Below are 21,489 nucleotides of genomic sequence, written 5' to 3'. Positions count from 1 at the left end.
CCTGTCACATCATTTATTACCCTGATTCTCCCATAGTTATGTTATATATTGCTCTTTTTTATGAATGTCATGTAAACTATAGAGAAAGATAATCATAATATGAATCAAAGGAGGTGTCTATATGGACGCATCAAATACACACACAGAAACAGTCTACCCACTAGGTCCGTCAGATGATGAAAAATTAATGGCAGTACTAATTTATGTCACAAGTTTCTTCACGACGTTTATTGGACCGTTAATTATTTGGTTAATCAAACGCGATGATTCACGCTTTGTAGACGTTACAGGTAAAAACTACATCAACTTTATTTTGTCATATACGATTTGGAGTGCGATTGGGGTCGTAACACTTCTCATACTTGTTGGGTTTATTATTCTACCAGTCCTTACGCTTCTATCCTTTATTTTCCATATCGTTGCCATCGTTAAAGCCTATCACGGGGAAGACTACTTACCACCGTTATCCATTCGCTTTTTCTCATAAGAATATGGCATCACATAAAATCGTTATACCATAGGGGCATATCTTTATATGTTGCTATGGTATTTTTACGTACTCTCATAACGCCCATGCCTTGTATTCTCATGACTGGTTTTCTATACTTAAGAGGAAAGGTGGGAATTGACGATGAAAAAAGTATTTGTTGCAGGCCCTATCCCAGAAGCAGGGCTCGAATTATTACAAGCACATTTTGAAGTGGATGTGTATGACGGTCAAGGTATCATTGATAAAGAAACATTAAAACAAGGGGTTTCAGACGCATTTGGCCTTGTCAGCTTATTATCCACAGAAGTAGACCAAGAAGTGATTGATAGTGGTAAAAATCTTGAATTCATTGCCAACTATGGCGCTGGCTTTAACAATGTCGACGTTGACTATGCAAGACAACAAGGTATTTCCGTATCAAACACACCAAAGGCTTCTACTAATGCGACAGCTGAACTTACAATGGGTATTTTATTAGCAGTCGCACGTCGTATTCCTGAAGGGGACCAACTCATGCGCAACGAAGGCTTCGATGGATGGGCACCACTCTTCTTCAGAGGACGTGAAGTATCAGGCAAAACAATTGGTATTATCGGTTTAGGTGAAATAGGTAGTGCAGTGGCACGCCGAGCGAAAGGTTTCGATATGTCTATTCTCTACACTGGACCGAACCGTAAAGAACAACGTGAACAAGAACTTGATGCAACGTATGTTGATTTAGAGACGTTGCTTAAAGAAGCTGACTTTGTGGTTATCAATGCGGCTTATAGTCCAGCGTTACATCACATGATTGATGCAGAACAACTTGCATTGATGAAACCAACGGCATACTTAGTCAATGCCGCACGTGGCCCAATTGTACATGAACAAGCGCTTTTAGAAGCACTTCAAAATAAAACAATTGAAGGTGCTGCGCTAGATGTTTATGAATTTGAACCAGCGATTACAGAAGGCCTTAAAGCGTTGAACAATGTTGTAATCACACCGCATATCGGTAATGCAACATATGAAGCACGTGATATGATGGCAAAAATCGTCGCACAAAACTTAATTAAACAAGCTCAAGGTGAAACACCTGACTTTATTGTGAACTAATGTTAAAAGCCGTGATGAGAAGCACTCAACCTTCTCATCACGGCTTATTTTATTTACTCACTTTTTGCTTTGTATAAAAACTTTAATTGTCTTGAGACGAGCCATACCGGGAGCTTAAGTGCAACACGATTGCGCACGCTCATACTAATACGGCCTTGTTTCTGTGCAATACGTCCAATTTTACGAGAACGCTTAATGACTTTTGCGGTATGTTTAACACGCAACTTATCATAACGTTTTAACGCTGCTGCTAAAGTATCATACTTGTCGATTACATTAGCAAGCACAATAGCATCTTCCATTGCTTGTCCTGCACCTTGTCCCATGTTAGGTGTTGTCGCATGTGCTGCATCGCCAAGCAATACGACACGTTGTTGATAGACAAATGTATTTAATGGTTTCATATCATAAATATCATGATGTAAAATCTCAGTTTCCGGCTGTTGATCTAACACGCGTCGTACAGGTTCCGGATATTGGTTAAAATACGCTTGTAAATAAGGTTTATTAAAACGCTTATAATGCAAATCATTTTCTTTCGCATTAATTGCCGCAAACCAATATGCACCGCCATTCAGTAACGGCACAATACCGAAGCGCCCTTTAGCACCCCAATATTCATCCGCCACATGACCGAGCTCTGGTAAATCTGACACCACACCTCTAAAACACGTATAGCCTTGATACTGCACTTTAGCTTTTGGATAGACTGCCTGACGTACAGCAGAGTGAATGCCATCTGCGCCCACAACTAAGTCGAATGTTTGACTCGCTTGCTCACGAAAATGGAGACGTGCCATCGTTTCGCTACCTTCTACAGATGTCACTTCATGATTAAAATGGAGCATATCATCTGTAACATAACTTGCGATCGTATCCACAAGCGTTTGACGTAACACTGTAAGATTCGTTGTATTCTTATCAAACGGCACTTCTGATAACACGTTACCTTGCGCATCTAACATACGCGTCGTTTGTAACACATGTCCGATATTCTTAATCCCTTTGGTAAGGTCGCGATCGCCCAACTTATCAATTACGTTACCACCAATACCGATACCAGCGCCAACTTCTTTAATCGCTGCTTGTTGTTCAAAGATATGCACCTCGTGTTGTTGTTCACGCAATAACGCCGCTAGTGTTAAACCGCCAATTCCCGCACCAACAATCCCTATTTTCATTCCATTCACCTCATTTATTCAAGTTGAGAAGCCATTTATCCCATCATTATTTTTTGAACTTATTCTCTCACGTAGTCATCTTTCATCACGCGCTCTTTTTTAATACCGTAGTGTTCATAATAGTGCGCCATCTGTTCCGCAATCTTCGCGGCCCATTCAATATCACTCGCATACTGATTCGTTCCCGGTGCTTGCGGATTCCAACGCATCTGATACAAGGTCAACTGATCATTCTCAAAATATTGCTGTCTTACAAAAGCTGCACCACCGATAATTGCTTTTTCCGGAGACGTCCAATTCGCTTTCGTTGCATAACTCGTTCCAGTTTTCACCGCATCGCGATCAAATGCGCCAATACCAAAAAAGTTATAGTAGCGTTTATCCCCTTTCTTAATGCCTTTTGCCAGTTCAGACTGTCCTTGAGCTGTTTCAAGTTGCGCATGACTTACCAAATAAATCACATTCACGTCATAGCGTTCTTGTGCCTCTAAAAAAGCCTTTCCGTGTCCTTCGAGAATCCCTTTTTCTTTAAGCATTTCATTTACTTCTGTTTCAGACATATTTACCGGCTCTGATAAGTCCATATACATAAGATCAGAGTCCTTACGTTCAACTTTCATCATACGTTTAACATCTGCATGAGAGGCCTCAACAAAGCCCTTTTCACTCGCTTTTGTATGGAGTACACCGTCTTGAAGTTGTTGTGCGTACGCCGCTTCAAATGTGTATACTTTGTGCTTTTTGAATAGCGATGTCTCATTGACAATCAATAGTCCGAAAAACACAATCAGTATCACACTTACTAAGAAGACTGATGGATGTGACTTCAACCATTGCTTCATCTCAAAACCTCTCTTTTTCTATTTATTACGCAAAATAACGCCAGATTAAAAATGCGACAAACAAAATGACTATCACATAAACACTATTGGCAATGCGTTTGAGTTTCGGTTTTCCTTCGAATAGCATATTAAATAAAACAATCGTAATTGTCAAAGTAACTAAAAAGCAGACTAATGCCCATACTGGTCCATCAAAGACGAGCAGAAGAATACCTGCAACCAGTATGATATTCGATATGACTGCCAGCAACAATATTTTTTGTTCGTGATGCATAATGCCCCTCCTTCTCAATTCACTTTATTTTATCACGAAATGCCTGACCATGTATGAACAGAATAATAGCACCTTATATACAAATCCCCTCAAAAAAAGGAGCAGCCGCAGCCACTCCTTTTATCAATACGAGATTCAGTTATCTAGACATACCTTTTAACATATTTAAGAAATACGTTAAACTTTGATTCATATCATCGTCTTTGAGTACACCCATCAAGCCTTTGATAGACGTACGTGCATTCGGACTCGCTTGGTTCGCAACACGCACACCTTTATTCACTTTATTAAGCAAGACGCGCAACTCATCTGTATCAAGATCCCCTAAAATAAAGGCCATCTGACCAATATTATGCAAGAAACCTGCATACTGATCTTTGTTTAACTCTGTCACCAATTTCTCGGTAATGACACCACGTTGTTTCAGCGCACCATTTAGTGCATCTAAAATTTTGGCATCATCCAAGTTTTTCACAAGATCAATGACTTTTAAAATACTATCTTTATTTTCCGCAATCTTATCTGTCACTTCTGCAATATTTTCCGCCTTAATCTCCGCTGCCGACTTTTCAATACGTTTGATTTTTGTGATTCTCTCTGCCATTATTTCATCACCTGATCCCCTGGGAAAACATAGTCCGGACGCTCCCATTTTTTGTCCACACGCACACTCAACTGCGGATTACGTTGCTTATTACGGAAGTTCGTTGGATTCAACGGTGACTTACCGCGTTTACTCAACACTTCCATACGACAACATGTTGCTTTGTAAGCAGGCGTATGTGTTTCCGGATCTGTCAAACTGCTTGTTAAATAGTTAATCGCACCTTCAGCGTTGTCATTTAACGGCATATAGATTTGTTTGCCTTTCACACGCTCTGTAATATGCACGTGTCCAGTTGCTTCACCCGTTTCCGAAATCAGCTTAACTGCAGCACCTTCGTGAATACCACGGTCTGCCGCAAGTTCTGGTGAAATCTCAATAAACGTTGTTGGCATTTTATATTTAAGTCCTGGCACTTTATACGTCATATTACCTTCATGGAAGTGCTCTAACAAACGACCATTGTTGAAATGTAAATCATACGTTTCATTCGTTTTGTAGAAGTTGTTAAAGTCTACCGCAAATAATTTCGCTTTACCATTATCAAAGTTGAAGCCTTCTGTGAAAAGTAACGGTGTATCTGTACCATCAGCTGCTACTGGCCATTGTAAGCTGTTGTAGCCTTCTAAGCGATGGTATTTCACACCCGCAAACATTGGCGTTAAGTCAGATGCTTCATCCATGATTTCTGAAGGATGTGTGTAGCCCCAATCGTAACCCATCTCTTTTGCAATCATTTGTGTGATTTGCCAGTCAGGTTTTGAATCGCCTAACGGTTCTAACACTTGATATAGACGTTGGAAGCGACGTTCTGTATTTGTGAACGTACCATCTTTTTCGAGTGATGGTGATGCTGGTAATACAACATCCGCATACTCTGCTGTGAATGTTAAGAATTCATCTTGTACGACTAAGAAGTCTACTTTTTCTAAAGCGGCTTGTACGTAGTTGATGTTTGAGTCTGTAATACCTGTATCTTCACCTAAAATAAACATACTATGCACATCGCCGGCATGGATGTGATCCATCATTTGGTGGTTGTCGTAACCAGGTTCTTTTGGCAACTTAACGCCCCAAGCTTCTTCAAACCATCCACGCGCTTCATCGTCTTGTACACCTAAGTAGCCAGGTAATTTGTCTGGCATACTACCAAAGTCAGAACATCCTTGTACGTTGTTGTGACCACGTAACGGATAAGAACCTGCTCCTGGTTTCATGTAGTTACCTGTTACTAATAACAAGTTAGAAATTGCCGTACTTGTATCAGAACCTGTTTCTTGTTGCGTTACACCCATTGCCCAACAGATAGACACGCTATTCACACTTGCAATATCGTGTGCCAACTTCACAAGACGCTCTTTTGAAATACCTGTTGTTTCTTCTGCAAATTCCATTGTATATGGCTTGAGCGATTCATAATACGTGTCGAAATGATCCACCCATTGATCGATAAACGCACGGTCATGTAAATCATGATCAATGATATATTTCGTTACAGCTGATAGCCAAACTAAGTCCGTACCTGGAAGTGGTTGGAAGAACTCGTCTGCACGTTGCGCCATTTCGTGTTTACGAATATCAAAGACGTAAAGTTTTTGTCCGAATAATTTATGCGCGCGTTTAATACGTGACGCGATAACTGGATGTGCTTCCGCAGTGTTTGTTCCGATTGTGATAACCATTTCTGCACTACCGATGTCGTCGATAGAGCCTGAGTCACCACCATGACCTACTGTACGGAATAAACCTTTTGTCGCAGGTGCTTGACAGTAACGTGAACAGTTATCAATATTATTCGTTCCGATAACTTGACGTGCTAATTTTTGCATCAAATAAGATTCTTCGTTTGTTGCTTTTGAAGATGAAATGAACGTCAATGCTGATGGACCGTATTGGTCTTTGATTTCTTGCATACGTTTTGCAACATAAGGAATCGCTTCGTCCCATTCCACTTCTTCAAATTGACCGTTACGACGAATGAGAGGTTTTGTGAGACGGTCTTCAGAGTTGACATAGTCCCAACCAAACTTCCCTTTCACACATGTTGAAATTTTGTTCGCTGGTGAATCATGTGATGGTTGTACTTTTAAGATTTCGCGATCTTTCGTCCACACTTCAAAGCTACAGCCGACACCGCAGTATGTACATACCGTTTTCGTCTTTTTAATACGTTCTTCACGCATTGCCGCTTCAGAGTCTGAAATTGCAAATAGTGGGCCGTAACCAGTTTCTGCTTTCTTCGTTAAGTCGATCATTGACGCAAGTGAGCCTGGTTCGATATCTGTCATATAACCCGCATTACCCACCATGTTGTTTTCCATCATCGCGTTACATGGACATACTGTTGAACATTGACCGCAACCTACACAAGATGATTCGTTAATTGCAACGTCATTGTCCCAAATAACACGCGGTTGATCACGTTCCCAGTCGATAGACAACGTCTCATTCACTTGGACATCCTGACATACTTCGACACAACGTCCACATAAAATACATTGGTTCGGGTCATAACGATAGAACGGTCCAAAGTCCACTTCATATGGCTTCGGTTTATATTCATACGTTTGATGCTCTAAGCCCCACTGATCCATCGTGTTGTGAATTTCACAGTTACCATTGTTATAATCACACACCGTACAATATAACTGGTGTTTTTCTAAAATACGATCTAACGCTTCTTTTTGACTTGCTTGTACACGATCGTTTTGCGTATTAACCACCATTGGTCGATCTACAACCATACTACATGCACGTTCAATATTACCGTCGATTTCAACGGCGCATGTATCGCACGTTTCTATTGGTCCTAATGATTCGTTATAGCAAATAGAAGGTACAAATGTTTGATGCGCTTTAATAAATTCAAGTAAGTTTGTGCCCGGTTCAACAAGATACTCTTTGCCATCTAGCGTTAAAACAAGATGTTCTTGCATAATATCCCCTCCTAAAATTATCTAAGATGCCCCCACATACTTAGTAACTTTATTTTACCCTTTTTATGATAAAATGTTAACGTTTTCCATTAATTTCATACTTCAAAATAATAGAAAACACCCTCCTAAGCATTCTCCTGCTTAAAAGGGCGTTTCCGCTTCAACTTCTATATTCACATGTTACATTACAAGCCGAGGTTCGCACGCAATTCTTGAGTTAACTGCGCCAAACTATTGCTATCCGGGATAAAGTAATACACACCGTCATCCTGAATACCACCTGAACCTTCTAACTGATGACGATTCACATTGTCGTTGGCATCTGAATAGTTACTGCGCACTTTATTCAACTCAGACAAGCTTAAATCTGTTTGAACATTGTCACCTAGCTCATTCATCAAGCTATTAAAGTTCGTCAATGATGAAACGCTTGTTAACTTATTCGCAAGTCCTTGTAAAACCAGTTGTTGACGCTCTTGTCTACCGAAGTCGCCACCCGCACCGTCTTCTTTTCTACTGCGGATAAATGCCATCGCTTCTTCGCCATCTAAATGTTGCTTCTCTCCTTGATTGAATTGATAACCTTGTGCACTAAATGTTGCGTTGCTGACAACATCGATACCACCTACCGTATCAATCGTATCTTGCAAACCGTCCATATTAACCGTTGCATAATGGTCAACCGGCACGTCCATTAACTTTTCAAGTGATTTAACCGCCATATCTGGACCACCATAAGCATAGGCGTGGTTGATTTTTTCAGTTGTCCCACGTCCGACAATTTCTGCTTGTGTATCACGTGGAATACTTACCATTTCTGTTGTTTTTTTGTCAGAATTAATCGACAGCAACATGATTGTATCGCTACGTTCGCCCCCACCGGCACTGGCACGTTCTGCATTTGAATCGACACCAAATAACGCGATTGTAAAAGGTTCGCCTTTATCAAGGTCGACTTTGCCGGATCTCAATTCTGAGTGGTCGCGATTGAGTGGATTATGTATTGCACCACCTACAGCGAATAGTTTAAATGCTAAGTAGGCGACAGCTATGACTGCCAAGATAAATAGCACTGCGATGATACGTAACATCCATTTAATCACTGGATTCTTTTGTTTTTTAGACCGTGTGTATGTCAAAATACTCACTCCATTCCGTATAGTATCGAAATCATTTTATTCCTAATCGTTATGTTGATTATAGCGTAACAATCAAAATTCACAATACGTCCTGAGTCGCACCACTATTTCTGATAGCCACCATTTTGTAATAGAATCGCTAACGTCTCTTCATAGCAACCGGGATTACTAATAATAAATGGGCCACCGTGAATAAAGTCGATAGGTTCTTGTTGGAAGTTCGTCATCTTCAAGCCGAGCATTTCCGCAAATAAAAACTGTGCGCCAATATCCCACGGTTTCGCATTTGTATGGATGTGCATGCCAAATTGTCCCGTAAACACTTTAGCAGAGTCGAGTCCACACGCGCCAATTAAACGATAACCAAAAGATGCGTCTAATAAATCGTGCATAGTTTCATCATTTAGCACCTTATTGTTAAAAGAAATAATACTGTCCGCCAATGGCATTGTTGGTGGTGGCGGTACGACTTCACCATTTAAATAAACACCTTGTCCTTTAATCGCTTGGAATAACTTCTCTCGCGGACAGTCGTAAATATAGGATAGCACCGGTTCGCCATCATGGAATAGCGCAAGAATAATACAGTAATCGTCTTGTTGTTTGACAAGATTCGCCGTGCCATCAATCGGATCAAGCACCCATGTATAGCCTACTCTTAACTTCGCTGTATTATGATGTGCCTCTTCACCATACAATTGATACGCTGGAAAATGTGACATCAGCAACTGTTCAAAACTTTGTTCAATCGCCTTATCTACATTCGTCACCAAATCAAAACGACTCGTCTTCGTTTGCAAGTCCATATCCGCTAACATCGTCGGCAAATCACACTTTATTTGTCTCAACCATTGCACGACTTGTCGATCTATCTGCTGTAGCTGTTCAGTCATCACGCTTCTCTTCACCTCTTCTGTATATGCACCTTACTGTTGTAAAAATGATTCATAATTATCCATCGTAATATCTTGTGTGTGTATAGACTTATAAAAAGAATAAGAAATATCATTAATTTCTGCAATATCAACCAGCTTCGTATAGCCACCACCAATATGATATACAACCGCTCGCCAGTTACCCGCTTCACACAGCAAACCAATAAATACAACGTTTTCAACCATAGGATGTTGCGCTGTTGTCCGATGATATTCAAGTGCCATCACTTTGCGCTCGTGGCAGTATACTAATATCGTTGTAAATAGTCTTGGCAATGGTGCATTTGCTTGTTGATCAATACGAATATAGTGTGACATATGTTGAATGTTTTGGCGTAATGTCACGTTGGGGTGTCTCAGCAACTTATCCTTAATCGCTGTAATTTCTTTCTGATATGGTAATGTCGACAGCGATAAACTTTCATTGAGCACTAAGTACAGTGCTTGCATTTCATCGTCTGAAAACGTCAAGGCATTGTGGTTCATTTGTGACTGCAAACGATACCCACCTTTTTGTCCTGTAATCGTCTGCAAGTGAACACCTTGTGTCTCAAGCTCTTGAATGTCTCTTAAAACTGTCCGTTTCGATACCTCTAAACGTTCTGCCAGTTCTGCAGCTGTCACGTGCTTGAGCTGTTGAATCAACTGAATCAGTTTCTGTTGTCTTTGTTCTTTTTTCATTTACATCGCCCCATTATCCCATCGTCATCTTACTTTTATTATAGCATGGTAACGCTCACAACCGACAATAGGTTATTAAATGCCTAAAAGTGTAAAAATACTATAAATTCATTATAGAAAACGCTTACAATTTTGAGTGAAGTATGCTATTATTTTACTTAGCTACTAGAGGGGGATGGGTACAGACACATCTTTCAAATGAGGGGTAACTATTTCGTCAATAGTAAAGTTTGAAACATGATATGTTGTACTTGTTCTATACTAGATTGAACATCTTCAATATTTATTACTTACTTTCCTTTCTATCCGGACAGTGCATATGCACCGTCCGGTTTCTTTATCTTGCACACTTCTTAACTTGGAAATATCAAATAATACACCTCGATAATCATGGCGATTGTATTATTCAAAATATGTAATGCAATGGATACGCCTAAGTTACGACCGCTCTTCATGTACACCCACACTAACGGAATCGCAAGCAATAGATAATCAATGATTTCGAATGGCGATTCTGCAAACGTCACATGTATCCCTGCAAAGGCAAATACAGATACGACACTCATCACGTAAAAGTTAAACTTCTTGCCGAGCTCTCCAATTAATAAATGACGGAATAAGATTTCCTCTACAATCGGTGCCAGTACCGCAATCAATATAAAGTTGAATGGTAATAACACATTCAAGCCTAATGAATCTTCAATCGCCATCTCATTTTGTGGAAGTTCATATTGATACTGCTCAGGTAAAAACTGCATCAAATAGCCATAAACTTCCGTTGATACAGTCATAAACATATAACCTAAAAGAATCCACAACCAATTGCGTCCAACCCCTTGTACGCCAAGTCGAAAGCGCTCAGGCATCGTTCGACTATGCATAAACCAGAAAAACAGAATGAGGGCGATGTCTGACGCAACTTCTGACAACACGATTAATATCTCATCCACATCCACATCAAACATCCATGTCGGTAGATTCACATTTCCAAAGAGTGAAAGAATACCCAAGAAAAGCATAATATATATTGATATGACCGGACCTATTATGTACATCGGTATCGTCCAAAAGTCCCGCCACGCAATGTCGCTCCATTTATATTTTGACATGTTATTCCTCCTCTATGTAGCTATCTTAGCGTTACGCCTTCAACCACAGTTACGCTACTTTACAACATTATATACTAAAAAGGTGATGACTATGAATCATTCTCAAAAACTTACAATTACACGCGCATGTGAAAACCTGCAAACGCTCTTAACACTTGTCGATGAATATGACTTATCACGCGCACAAAAAAATCCAGATGTAACACCACATCTACAAGCGCTAGAAGATCAAGTTGCGACTTACTTCACCGCACTCGACCATCCAGACACACTCCCCGTTTTTCCATTTCAAAATTATGATATGTATTATGCCTGCTTAAACAATCTCTATCACAATCCACTCACACATGTAGACATCGGCATCCAAGAAAAAGTGAATAGCGGCTATCAAGCTGTCATACTTCGCGCTCTGTATCATCTACAAGCATTCTCCATATAAATACGCAAAAAACACCTTGCCAATGAACAACACATGGCTTAAAAGCTGTGTCTGTCATGACAAGGTGTTTTTCTTATTATAACTTCAAGTCTTCTTTATCGAGCTTGTGGTAACCGCGCATGAAGAAGAACAGTCCCATGAAGCCTAAGAATAGAAAACCAATAATTACAGAAACGCGTGTTTCATCATTAATTAACATACCTAACAATACTAATAATAAGAAAGCAATTGTTAAATAGTTTGTAAATGGTGCTAATGGCATTTTAAATGGATGTGTTTCTACCTGCTCAGGGAACTTCTTACGGAATTGAATATGACTGAATAAAATCATAAACCATGGAATCATCCCTGGTAAAATCGACGCACTGTAAACATATACGAAGATGCTTTCAGAGCCTTCGATAATTAAAGGTAGTACAACGTTTAAAATAACACCAATAAAAATACCGATTGAAACTGCTAATACAGTGTAGAATGGTACACCGTTACGCATAACTTTTGTGAAAATCTTAGGCAATTGCCCATGTTGTGCCAATGTAAAAATCATACGGCTTGAACTAAAGATACCTGAGTTACAGCCTGACATCGCCGCAGTGATAACAACAAAGTTGATTAAACCTGCTGCAATTGTAATGCCTACCTTCGCAAATGTTGCCACGAATGGTGAACCGATACCTTGTAATTCATCCCATGGATACACTGTTACGATGACGAAAATCGCACCGATATAGAAAATTAAAATACGCCAGATAACACCGTTGACTGCTTTTTTAATGTTCTTTTGCGGATCTTTCGTTTCCCCTGCTGTAATACCGATCAATTCAACACCCTGATATGAACCAATAACGATAGATAAAGCGAAGAAAAAGCCTAACCAACCGTTAGGGAAAAATCCACCATGCTCAGTTAAATTGCCTAGCCCGATTGGTACACCTCCGTTCCCTAATCCGAAGAAGATCAATCCAAAACCAGCAATAATCATCAGGATAATCGTAACAATCTTGATCATCGCAAACCAGAATTCAAACTCCCCAAATGCTTTAACTGATATTGCGTTTGCTGCTGTTAAGATAACAATAACGATAATTCCTGGAATCCATGATGGCAACTCTGGCCACCAAAACTTCATGTACTCGCCCACGGCAATAACTTCAGACATCCCAACTACAAGCCATTGGAAAATGTTTGCCCAAGCGGTAATGTACCCCGCAACCGGATGTAAATAATCCGTCGCATAGTTCGCGAACGATCCTGTTGTTGGATATAAATACACCATTTCACCCATTGCACGCATGACTAGGAATAAAAATAGCCCTGCTAATAAGTAGGCGAAAATAACAGAAGGTCCCGTCCAAGCAATCGTACTCGATGCCCCCATGAATAAACCAACACCGATTGTACCTCCGAGTGCGATCATTTGAATTTGTCGAGAGCTCAGCCCTCTGTGTAATTGATTATCTTCCATGATACTCCACCATCTCCTTGATAACCCCTAATATTAGAAGCATGTAAACTTTTCTCCGTTATTATACTATATTTTACTAATAATTAAAGGAAAATTTTAAATTGTGAGTCAATTAACAAACAAGAAATATTCCTTGTAACTGCTTAACACTTCAAAAAAGTTTCATACAACGCATTAGTTATTTTTTATTTCATAATATATCACAAAACACAACGACAAGAAATACCGATATGATAGCTTTTCAGCAGTTATATATTACATTTTCATACTTAAATTCGTACCGGTCCCATTCAATTTAATTATCAACCGAAAAATATCATTTATTTTATCTTATTCTTGTTCGATTAAATTTTATTCATCTGCACACAAAAGAAATGTCATTGTTTTGACACAAAACATTTTGTGAATATGTTCACATTAACGTTGTAAAGCGTTATACTTGTCTTTATTAAAAATGAAAGGATCCGTGTCTTATGAATGATACAAATATTAAATGGGATACGATTTTTTATGGTCGTAAATGGGTCTCGAATATTATTGAGACGATTCAAAAAAAGGATGTGCTACACAGTTTCTATCTTAAGCGCTATTTAATGCGTGCGATGATGGCAGGCTTTATTATTAGCATTATTTCCGTCTTTGTACTTATGGTCAAAACAACATTTGCCCCCGATGTGCCAGTTGGCGTCGTCAATATGATTGGCTCCATTACTTTTAGCTTCGCACTCGTCCTTATTTTATTTACCAACTCAGAATTGCTGACCAGTAACTTTATGTACTTTACAGTAGGACTTTACTATCATCTTATCCGCCCTATGCGTGTATTAAATATTTTTCTGCTTTGCTTTTTCGGTAATATTGCAGGTGCCTTTATCTTCTTTGCGATACTTCGTTGTAGCGATGTGATGTCACCAGATATGATTGCGATGTTAGATAATATGGTTCATACAAAATCCACAACTTATAACTTCCAGAATATACTCGTACGTGCCATTTTTGCGAACTTCTTTATTAATATTGCGCTCGTTATTGCCATGCAAATAGAAGATGTCTTTGCGAAAATGTTCGTGATGATGTTTGGTGTGACAATTTTCGCTTTTATGGGCTTTGAGCACGTCGTCTATAATGCCACACTTTTCGTCGGTCAATTATTTTATGACCCTGCAGCAATCAATGTGCTTGGTGCTTTGAAAAATATCGTCGCAGCTTTTATCGGTAACTATATTGGCGGTGGCTTGATTATCGGCTTATTCTATGCCTATTTAAATGATCATGGTCAATTTGAAGCAATCAAAAAAGTGAATAAATCTCTACGCCTCACTAAGTAGTTTGCATATGCCTATGTTATACTGACTATAATTATTTTTGTATATGGAGGCCATAATGGAACGTACACAATGGTATAAAGGTTTAGTTATTTCGCTCTTTCTCGGGATTATCTTTTTTGTTGTCAATCTCATGTCACACACAGCACCCGTCAGTATGATTATTATGAAATCACTACTTGTCGCGCTTACATTCGGTGTACTGTACACGATTACTTTCACACTACTCGCTTCTGAGCAACGTCGCCTACAATACGGCGTACCACTCGTTATAGGTGTCGCACTCGGCGCTTTAGTCGGCATGAAGTTGGAGCAACCCATTATTTGTACATTGGTTGGGATTGCTGTTGCCTTAATTGCTGGATACGTTTATGGTCGCATTAAAGGAGTACGTTAATATGACAACACTCGGTATTATTTTAATGATTCTTTTGATTATTAGTTTTTTGCCTAACGCCTATATGCTATATAAGTCCAAAAAAGAAGGTATCGACAATCCACGTATAAAGTTAATGGTTGGCATTGACGCTATTTTGATTGTCTTCCTTATCGCAGCATTATACTTTTTAACATAATATAAACCCCGCCGATATAAGGTCTAGATTACCTTGTATCAGCGGGGTTTTCTTTATAGGAAGAACAGTAACAATACTGAGACACCTATTCCATATATGATTAAGCCAACGACACATGATAAAACATGTACGCGCATTGGAATATGACGTTGTCTTCTAGGGGCAATGACTAAGTTCCCAATAATAAAACATAACGGCACGACAATAAATAACATCACTTGTTGAAAAGTCATAGGCGTTTTCCTTCAAAATATCGTTCAATCAATGTTGTTAAATCCGTATCTTGATCCGTCAACGGCAAATGACTAAAATCACTCGTTTCCGTCATCTGATTCGTATTCACAATGACGTCAAGACCTGCGCGTACAGCTGCAGTGGCACCTCTTACTGAATCTTCAATCGCCAAGCAATAAGCAGGATTATGGTTAAGTGCTTGAACAGCTGTTAAATATAAATCTGGTTCAGGTTTCACCGCTTCAACATCTTCTCGACCGACAACCACAGAAATATAGTCATTTAAGCCAAGCGCTTCAATCGTTGGCAAAATCGAACGACGGACACTGCTCGTTGCAATCGCCATTGGAATATGACGTTGTTTTAATTGTTGCAATAACGTTTCAATCCCTGGACGCAATGGTAAATGTGCCGCACCTTCATGATGTTCACGATAAAGTTGTTCAACCTTTTCTTCACCTAATAACGCCATGATATGTTCATGTAACGCTAGCGCACGACCACCAATGTTTTCACGGTAAAATGCCAATGATACTGGTTCATGCCCTTCTCCAACTAAATATTTATTAATCACTTCATACAGATGTTGCTCTGTATCAATCATCGTTCCATCAAAATCAAATATCACTGCTCGATACATATATTTAAAGCCTCCTCAATCACTCTGTTGCATTTAGTGTATCAGATAGAGTGTATGGCAGGCATCCCATTTTTCTAAAAAGATGCTGATTATCCACAGAAGAACGGCTGCGTATACCTGAAAAAGCTTGCGAAAGCACATTTTCATGTTAGTATGTACTGCTGTCTACACGAAAGCTCAAAATTAACTTGCATGTCCCGCACTCTATTTAACACCTTTACTTAGCATTCAAAAGCACACCTATCCATTGCACGATGGCATTGAACAGATGTGCTTTCTCTTGTTTATATTCTTTTAGTCTACAAAATCATGACTGACTTCTGCCGTCGCAAATTCATACATAATACCATTTTGTCGATAGTATAGTGATTCAAACCATTTGCGATCGATAATCCCTGAATGTTGTGCTTGTAACGTATCATGCACTGCTGTTACTTGCTCTAAGGCGTCATGGTTTGCCACACTCACCGCATGATGATGTACATAGCCACGTCCAGGACGCACAACCGGTCCGCCCTTTTCAACAACAACAATATCAGTGTAACGTCCACTCGTATCTAACGACAACACAGTCCCTTCTGTTTCTGTGTACTCATCATAACCTAAGTCATCCCGTAAGTATGCCACCGTCTTGCTCGCATCTTGTACGTGAATCTCAATCGGCCCTATGCCTATAATTTGATACGGCGCTGGAACCTCACTATCAACTGGATGTTTCCAATCATTCGGAATGTTACGTTGTTGGTTATCTATTAACACGAATGACAAATGTTCCGGATCATCGAAAAAGCGCGCTGGCTGTCCTAAATACGTTCCGCGTGAGACTGCAATACCTTCTTGACGCAATCGGTCTTCAAAATAGTTAAGACTCTCTTCACCTTCTACTAACAGGCCAATGCGTGCAATCATATCCGTTCCTTTACGCATCTGTCCTGCATTAGGGAGTTCAAAAAATGTCAGCAATGTCCCAACAGAGCCTTGATTATCACCATAAAATAAATGAACCATGTCTTCATCATCTTGGTTGACCGTTTCTTTCACCAGTCTCAATCCAAGTACCTCTGTGTAAAAGCGTTTATTCGCCACTTTATCCTTGGTATACATCGAAATATGATGATGACCTTGAATGAATGACATTTTATCAGCCTCCATCACTTGTTTTGTCATGTTAGCAGTCTATACCCTATCGCATAGATACGCAAACGCTTTGATTATAGTGCACTTGGAAGCCAACACAAGCACACCAGTCCCATAATAATAATTGCAGCTGGAAATGCCAATGTTTGAATAAAACGTACTTTACGCGTTGATAATTGTGCACGCGCCAACCATGTTTCAAGCATCACGCTAAATGTTGTCACACTGAAAGTTAACACGAGTAAAAGTTGCCCACCATTTGGATAATGGTTTAAAAAGCCGACTGCTAAAATAAGCATCGTCACTAAAAGCATGCATGTAATCAAATAACGCTGCAAAATGCTTACCATACACATCACGTCCTTTATGTAAGTTACAATGGCTTCATGCCAATATACTTAACACTTATTAACAACCATTTTCGCACAACCTAATATTTTTGTAAACGAAATAAAAAAATAGGATGGGAGTGGGATAGGAATCTCATTTTTCTAAAAAGATTCCGTTGTCCCAACCTCATGCCCCCCTATATCTTAGGCGACGCTTTGTTTCGTACGTTCGATTTGTTCGGCACGTCTTGCCCAATAACGCGCAAGGATCGGTCCAGTCACACAGTGTACTAAGCTGAATACTGCGCCTGGTACTGCAGCAAGTGGATTGAAATGTACGGTTGCCAGCGATGTTGCTAATGCAGAGTTTTGCATTCCCACTTCAATCGACACAGCTTTTTTATCTGGATAATTGAGTTTTAAAATATTTGCCATGAAATAACCTGTCGCGTAGCCTAATACATTATGTGCAATAACGACTGTAAAGATTAAGAGACCCGTTTCAATAATTAATTCACGACTACCTGCAACAACAGTTCCTAAGATAATTGAAATTGCTACGACTGACACGAGCGGCAATACATCCTCACTCTTTTCTGCAAGGTTCGTAAAGATTCTTTGGATCAGTAAACCAATTAAGATTGGAATTAAAACAACTTTTGTCACAGATGCGAACATACTTAGGAAAGATACATCCATCCACTCTCTTGCGAATAAATACATAAAGCCTGGCGTTAATACAGGTGCTAAGATTGTAGAAATAGATGTAATAGTTACAGACAACGCCACATTTGCTTTTGCGATATAACTCATAACGTTACTTGTCGTTCCCCCTGGACAACAGCCTACTAGTAATACACCGATTGCAATGTCTGGTGGTAATTGAAATGTTTTAACGATTAAATAAGCTAACAGTGGCATAATTGTATATTGTAAAACAACCCCGATAATGACGGGCTTGGGATATTTAAAAATTAATTTAAAATCACTCACTTTAATAGTCAGACCCATACCTAACATAACGATACCAAGTAAATAAGGAATATATTCCCCTAACCCTGAAAATAAACCTGGTGCTGAAAAAGCGATAATACTGACTAGCAACACCCATACTAAAAATGTTTTTGACGCAAAATGACCAATACGCTGCAACATTGGTAACACCCCTTAATTATTTTAATAGTCAGAATATTAGCATAATAAAGCGTACTCTACAACCTTATTTTGTTATTTTTTATTATACCTTTTACATCTTGTTGTACTTTTATCACTTGTTGTGCGCATTTCACTTTCCGTCTGAAGTCCTACTGTATTTCTATCTAGCGCATGCTACAATAACATTAACAAATATTTGCAAACGGGGAATTATCATGATCATTGATAAATTAGAATCTTATACATTTAACATTGACCAACTTGACCGTCGTGCTGTTCGACGCCAGCTAAAAAAATTGCTAACGACTGTTTCATTTCAAACACCTTTTCAGTTTAATATTGTCAAGGTGAAAGACTGCTACTGCTTACGCGTTCAGTTACCTAAACAGGCACTCCCCTATTTTGTGAGTTTGATTAGTTTTCACAACTTTTCTATTTATCAACTTGTTCTAACACGTGATGTCCATACGATCACACCGCTTCAACAAGTATCGACACACGAACAACATTATGAACTCGTAATTGATGGTTTAACCGACCCCTTCATTAAGGATAAAGTGATCGATGTGTTATCAAGCTTCCAGTCAGAACGTATGATGTATAACTTTTCACGTCATCGCTTAAAAGTGACAACAACACCCAAAGTGATGATGGCTTTAATACGTACGCTTGCCACACGTCATATCGATATTTATTATGCAAGCTTGCCACAACGTACACATCATCAGTCACGTATCTCATAAATAACTGTGCACAGCACAAAAGCACCTTGGCTAAAATGACGGCCAAGGTGCTTTTTGTATTATTCATTATCTTGTTCTAAATACGCTTGTAATGTGTCAAACATCAGTTCAAATCCATGTGCTGTATGGTCGTGGTATGCTTTCTTTTCCTGCTTATACGCTAAGTTAGAAACACTACGTAATTTCTTTAAAATACTCGTGTAGTGAAATGTCATCTGTGTAATACCTGGACTGCGTTCTTCAAAATCGACATCAATCACATCTGCTTCATCACTTAACGCAGGCATTTGTATCGTAAGGCGTATGTGTTCGTGTGGTACGAGTTGTTCGTATGTCCCCGTTACCTCACGTTCTTTACCTTGACGCACATCACGAATTTGATACGTGCCACCTTCTACCGCATCACTGTGGACAGCTACATTTGTTCGTGGTGTTGTCATTAACCATTGTTTCATCTGATTTGGCACGATCCACGCATCGTATGCTTTTTCTGGTGTCGTCTTCATCAAACGTACGAGTTCTATTTCAACAGCTTCATTTTGCATTTTCTCACTTCCGTTCTGGCTCCTAATGCCAAGGTTCATCTGTTTGTATTTTACAAGATAGAGGTGTGGAACAGAAATCTCATGTATCCAAAAGATTCCGTTGTCCCCGGTAAGGCTGAGTATGTGTAAAAAAACCTGTAAAAGTAAATTTCCCTACTACTTATTCGCTTTTTGCAAACGTGGTAAGTTAAAGACGATTGCTACGAGACCACATAATGCCAGCATTATCGGATAAACAGAATACGGTAATAACATGACTGGCGAAATGCCTGCAACACCCGCCGCTGCAATTAACTGTGGGCTGTATGGCAAGATGCCTTGAAATGCACTACCAAAAATATCTAAAATACTTGCAGATTTACGTGGGTCAATCTCATATTCATCAGCAATATCTTTGGCAAGTGGACCTGCCATAATAATCGAAATCGTATTGTTTGCCGTCGAGATGTCTGCCAAGCTCACTAATCCTGCAATACCTAGTTCTGCACCACGACGTGAATGGATACGTTGTTTCACATAATTCAGCAGCCAAGTCACACCGCCATAATGTTCAACGAGTCCAATCATACCGCCAATAAGTAATGCAATCATGGCAATATCTTCCATCGCAATGATACCTTCAGAGGCCGCTGTTAAGAAGCCTTTCATGCCGAATGAACCATCTAATCCACCAATGACACCGGCTAGAACAATGCCACCCATCAAGACGATGACGACATTGACGCCAAGCAAGGCGAGTATTAGTACTAACAAGTAAGGAATCACCTTGATAATATCGTAATCATAGTGCGCTGTTTGATTAACTTGATTGCCGTAAGTGAGCCACCATAAAATCACAAGTGTTGCAAGTGCACCCGGTACAACAATGCGGAAGTTCACCTTAAACTTATCAGCCATACGCGTATTTTGTGTACGCACCGCTGCAATCGTCGTATCTGAAATCATTGACAAGTTGTCGCCAAACATAGCACCACCGACAACAGTTGCCATCGCTAAGGCTGCCGGAATATCTGTCGCTTCACTAATGCCAAAACCTACTGGCGCAATGGCTGCAACCGTTCCAACAGATGTTCCCATCGAAATGGAAATAAACATACATATAATAAAAATGCCGACAATTAAATAGTGTTGCGGAATCAAGGATAAGCCCAGATTCACAATAGATGAGACCCCGCCCATCTCTTTTGCCGTTTGTGAAAAAGCACCCGCTAACACGAACACTAACATCATTAAAATAATATTAGGATGCCCTGCTTTTCGCGCAAACACTTCCACCTTATGCGTAAACTTCTCTTTCGGATTCATCAAAAGTGCGACGATGACACCAATTAACGCCGCAACATTAAGCGGTAAAAACGTAAAATCTTTGGTTATTATGCCTGCACCTAAAAACAATCCGATAAACACCACTAACGGTATGAGTGCCCATGCATTTTCTTTCTCTGTTCTTTGCATTATTGTTACTCCTTCATGATGGGATCAGCTGCTGCCTCCCATCGTTCTATTCCACTTTATTACTTTTCATACATACACGTCATACGTCAGAAATGTTGTAGAGTGCGGGTCAGACATCTCATTTTTCCAAAGCCCCACCTTGACAAAGCTAAGTCAGTCAC

At 39.6% G+C, this 21,489-nt stretch carries 24 protein-coding genes; 7 read left to right on the top strand and 17 right to left on the bottom strand.

What is annotated here, in order from left to right:
- Positions 1-121 precede the first annotated feature (121 nt).
- Positions 122-487 carry a DUF4870 domain-containing protein gene (locus CD122_RS03250; RefSeq protein ID WP_103357567.1) on the top strand — a complete coding sequence of 122 codons (366 nt, stop codon included), beginning with the start codon at positions 122-124 and terminating at the stop codon, positions 485-487.
- 144 nt (positions 488-631) lie between these two features.
- Positions 632-1,585 carry a 2-hydroxyacid dehydrogenase family protein gene (locus tag CD122_RS03245; protein ID WP_103357566.1) on the top strand — a complete coding sequence of 318 codons (954 nt, stop codon included), beginning with the start codon at positions 632-634 and terminating at the stop codon, positions 1,583-1,585.
- A 53-nt stretch (positions 1,586-1,638) separates the two neighbouring features.
- On the opposite strand, the gene CD122_RS03240 is transcribed toward CD122_RS03245, so the two are convergent.
- From CD122_RS03240 to CD122_RS03200, 9 genes are all read right to left on the bottom strand, one after another.
- Entirely contained in the window at positions 1,639-2,766 is a 1,128-nt protein-coding gene (locus CD122_RS03240; RefSeq protein WP_103357565.1) for an FAD-dependent monooxygenase, read from the bottom strand.
- Positions 2,767-2,825: 59 nt separating this feature from the next.
- Positions 2,826-3,608, bottom strand: a complete 783-nt coding sequence (locus CD122_RS03235) for an N-acetylglucosaminidase (RefSeq protein WP_103357564.1) — start codon at positions 3,606-3,608, stop codon at positions 2,826-2,828.
- Between the two features lie 25 nt (positions 3,609-3,633).
- Positions 3,634-3,882, bottom strand: coding sequence for a hypothetical protein (locus CD122_RS03230; RefSeq protein WP_103357563.1), 249 nt, complete (start codon positions 3,880-3,882; stop codon positions 3,634-3,636).
- A gap of 139 nt (positions 3,883-4,021) precedes the next feature.
- Positions 4,022-4,486, bottom strand: a complete 465-nt coding sequence (locus tag CD122_RS03225; RefSeq protein WP_103357562.1) for a helical membrane plugin domain-containing protein — start codon at positions 4,484-4,486, stop codon at positions 4,022-4,024.
- The gene (gene fdhF / locus CD122_RS03220) at positions 4,486-7,422 is read right to left on the bottom strand and encodes a formate dehydrogenase subunit alpha (RefSeq protein WP_103357561.1); all 2,937 of its coding nucleotides are present in this window, start codon (positions 7,420-7,422) and stop codon (positions 4,486-4,488) included. Before fdhF ends, CD122_RS03225 begins: the two co-directional genes overlap by 1 nt.
- Before the next feature lie 185 nt (positions 7,423-7,607).
- Positions 7,608-8,513, bottom strand: a complete 906-nt coding sequence (locus CD122_RS03215; RefSeq protein WP_169926455.1) for an LCP family glycopolymer transferase — start codon at positions 8,511-8,513, stop codon at positions 7,608-7,610.
- Between the two features lie 152 nt (positions 8,514-8,665).
- Positions 8,666-9,454: an inositol monophosphatase family protein gene (locus tag CD122_RS03210; protein ID WP_103357559.1), complete on the bottom strand. Its 789-nt coding sequence runs from the start codon at positions 9,452-9,454 to the stop codon at positions 8,666-8,668.
- Positions 9,455-9,487: 33 nt separating this feature from the next.
- Positions 9,488-10,177, bottom strand: coding sequence for a helix-turn-helix transcriptional regulator (locus CD122_RS03205; protein ID WP_103357558.1), 690 nt, complete (start codon positions 10,175-10,177; stop codon positions 9,488-9,490).
- A 353-nt stretch (positions 10,178-10,530) separates the two neighbouring features.
- Entirely contained in the window at positions 10,531-11,286 is a 756-nt protein-coding gene (locus tag CD122_RS03200; protein WP_103357557.1) for a CPBP family intramembrane glutamic endopeptidase, read from the bottom strand.
- Positions 11,287-11,377: 91 nt separating this feature from the next.
- Here CD122_RS03200 and CD122_RS03195 point away from each other — a divergent pair, with 91 nt between their 5' ends.
- Positions 11,378-11,725 carry a hypothetical protein gene (locus CD122_RS03195; RefSeq protein ID WP_103357556.1) on the top strand — a complete coding sequence of 116 codons (348 nt, stop codon included), beginning with the start codon at positions 11,378-11,380 and terminating at the stop codon, positions 11,723-11,725.
- A 76-nt stretch (positions 11,726-11,801) separates the two neighbouring features.
- On the opposite strand, the gene CD122_RS03190 is transcribed toward CD122_RS03195, so the two are convergent.
- The gene (locus CD122_RS03190) at positions 11,802-13,190 is read right to left on the bottom strand and encodes an amino acid permease (protein ID WP_103357555.1); all 1,389 of its coding nucleotides are present in this window, start codon (positions 13,188-13,190) and stop codon (positions 11,802-11,804) included.
- 473 nt (positions 13,191-13,663) lie between these two features.
- On the opposite strand from CD122_RS03190, the gene CD122_RS03185 reads away from it, so the two are divergent.
- From CD122_RS03185 to CD122_RS11870, 3 genes are read left to right on the top strand one after another with little or no spacing between them, the layout of a single operon-like run.
- A complete protein-coding gene (locus CD122_RS03185) occupies positions 13,664-14,518 on the top strand; it encodes a formate/nitrite transporter family protein (RefSeq protein ID WP_103357554.1) in 855 nt (284 codons plus the stop codon).
- A gap of 55 nt (positions 14,519-14,573) precedes the next feature.
- Entirely contained in the window at positions 14,574-14,912 is a 339-nt protein-coding gene (locus CD122_RS03180; RefSeq protein ID WP_103357553.1) for a hypothetical protein, read from the top strand.
- A gap of 1 nt (position 14,913) precedes the next feature.
- Positions 14,914-15,090: a hypothetical protein gene (locus tag CD122_RS11870; RefSeq protein ID WP_169926453.1), complete on the top strand. Its 177-nt coding sequence runs from the start codon at positions 14,914-14,916 to the stop codon at positions 15,088-15,090.
- 53 nt (positions 15,091-15,143) lie between these two features.
- Here the strand turns inward: CD122_RS11870 and CD122_RS03175 are convergent, their stop codons facing one another.
- The 5 genes from CD122_RS03175 to CD122_RS03155 all read right to left on the bottom strand — a co-directional run bounded on the left by CD122_RS03175 (position 15,144) and on the right by CD122_RS03155 (position 18,585).
- Positions 15,144-15,323 carry a hypothetical protein gene (locus CD122_RS03175; RefSeq protein WP_103357552.1) on the bottom strand — a complete coding sequence of 60 codons (180 nt, stop codon included), beginning with the start codon at positions 15,321-15,323 and terminating at the stop codon, positions 15,144-15,146.
- Complete coding sequence (locus CD122_RS03170; RefSeq protein ID WP_103357551.1) at positions 15,320-15,964, bottom strand: HAD family hydrolase; 645 nt, start codon at positions 15,962-15,964, stop codon at positions 15,320-15,322. The genes CD122_RS03175 and CD122_RS03170 overlap by 4 nt, the downstream gene beginning before the upstream one ends.
- 294 nt (positions 15,965-16,258) lie before the next feature.
- Entirely contained in the window at positions 16,259-17,101 is an 843-nt protein-coding gene (locus tag CD122_RS03165) for a VOC family protein (protein ID WP_103357550.1), read from the bottom strand.
- Positions 17,102-17,175: 74 nt separating this feature from the next.
- Positions 17,176-17,451, bottom strand: a complete 276-nt coding sequence (locus tag CD122_RS03160) for a hypothetical protein (RefSeq protein WP_103357549.1) — start codon at positions 17,449-17,451, stop codon at positions 17,176-17,178.
- A 183-nt stretch (positions 17,452-17,634) separates the two neighbouring features.
- Entirely contained in the window at positions 17,635-18,585 is a 951-nt protein-coding gene (locus tag CD122_RS03155; protein ID WP_103357548.1) for a bile acid:sodium symporter family protein, read from the bottom strand.
- A gap of 215 nt (positions 18,586-18,800) precedes the next feature.
- Between CD122_RS03155 and CD122_RS03150 the strand changes: the two genes are divergently transcribed.
- Positions 18,801-19,328, top strand: coding sequence for a hypothetical protein (locus CD122_RS03150; protein ID WP_103357547.1), 528 nt, complete (start codon positions 18,801-18,803; stop codon positions 19,326-19,328).
- Positions 19,329-19,387: 59 nt separating this feature from the next.
- Here CD122_RS03150 and CD122_RS03145 read toward each other — a convergent pair whose 3' ends face one another.
- Both CD122_RS03145 and CD122_RS03140 read right to left on the bottom strand, forming a co-directional pair.
- A complete protein-coding gene (locus CD122_RS03145) occupies positions 19,388-19,873 on the bottom strand; it encodes an SRPBCC family protein (RefSeq protein WP_103357546.1) in 486 nt (161 codons plus the stop codon).
- Positions 19,874-20,029: 156 nt separating this feature from the next.
- The gene (locus tag CD122_RS03140) at positions 20,030-21,328 is read right to left on the bottom strand and encodes a Na+/H+ antiporter NhaC family protein (RefSeq protein ID WP_103357545.1); all 1,299 of its coding nucleotides are present in this window, start codon (positions 21,326-21,328) and stop codon (positions 20,030-20,032) included.
- Positions 21,329-21,489 lie beyond the last annotated feature (161 nt).

Source organism: Staphylococcus rostri (assembly GCF_002902145.1).
Lineage (GTDB): Bacteria > Bacillota > Bacilli > Staphylococcales > Staphylococcaceae > Staphylococcus > Staphylococcus rostri.
Note: the sequence above shows the minus strand (reverse complement) of the source record. Positions and strands in the feature narration are given on the sequence as shown.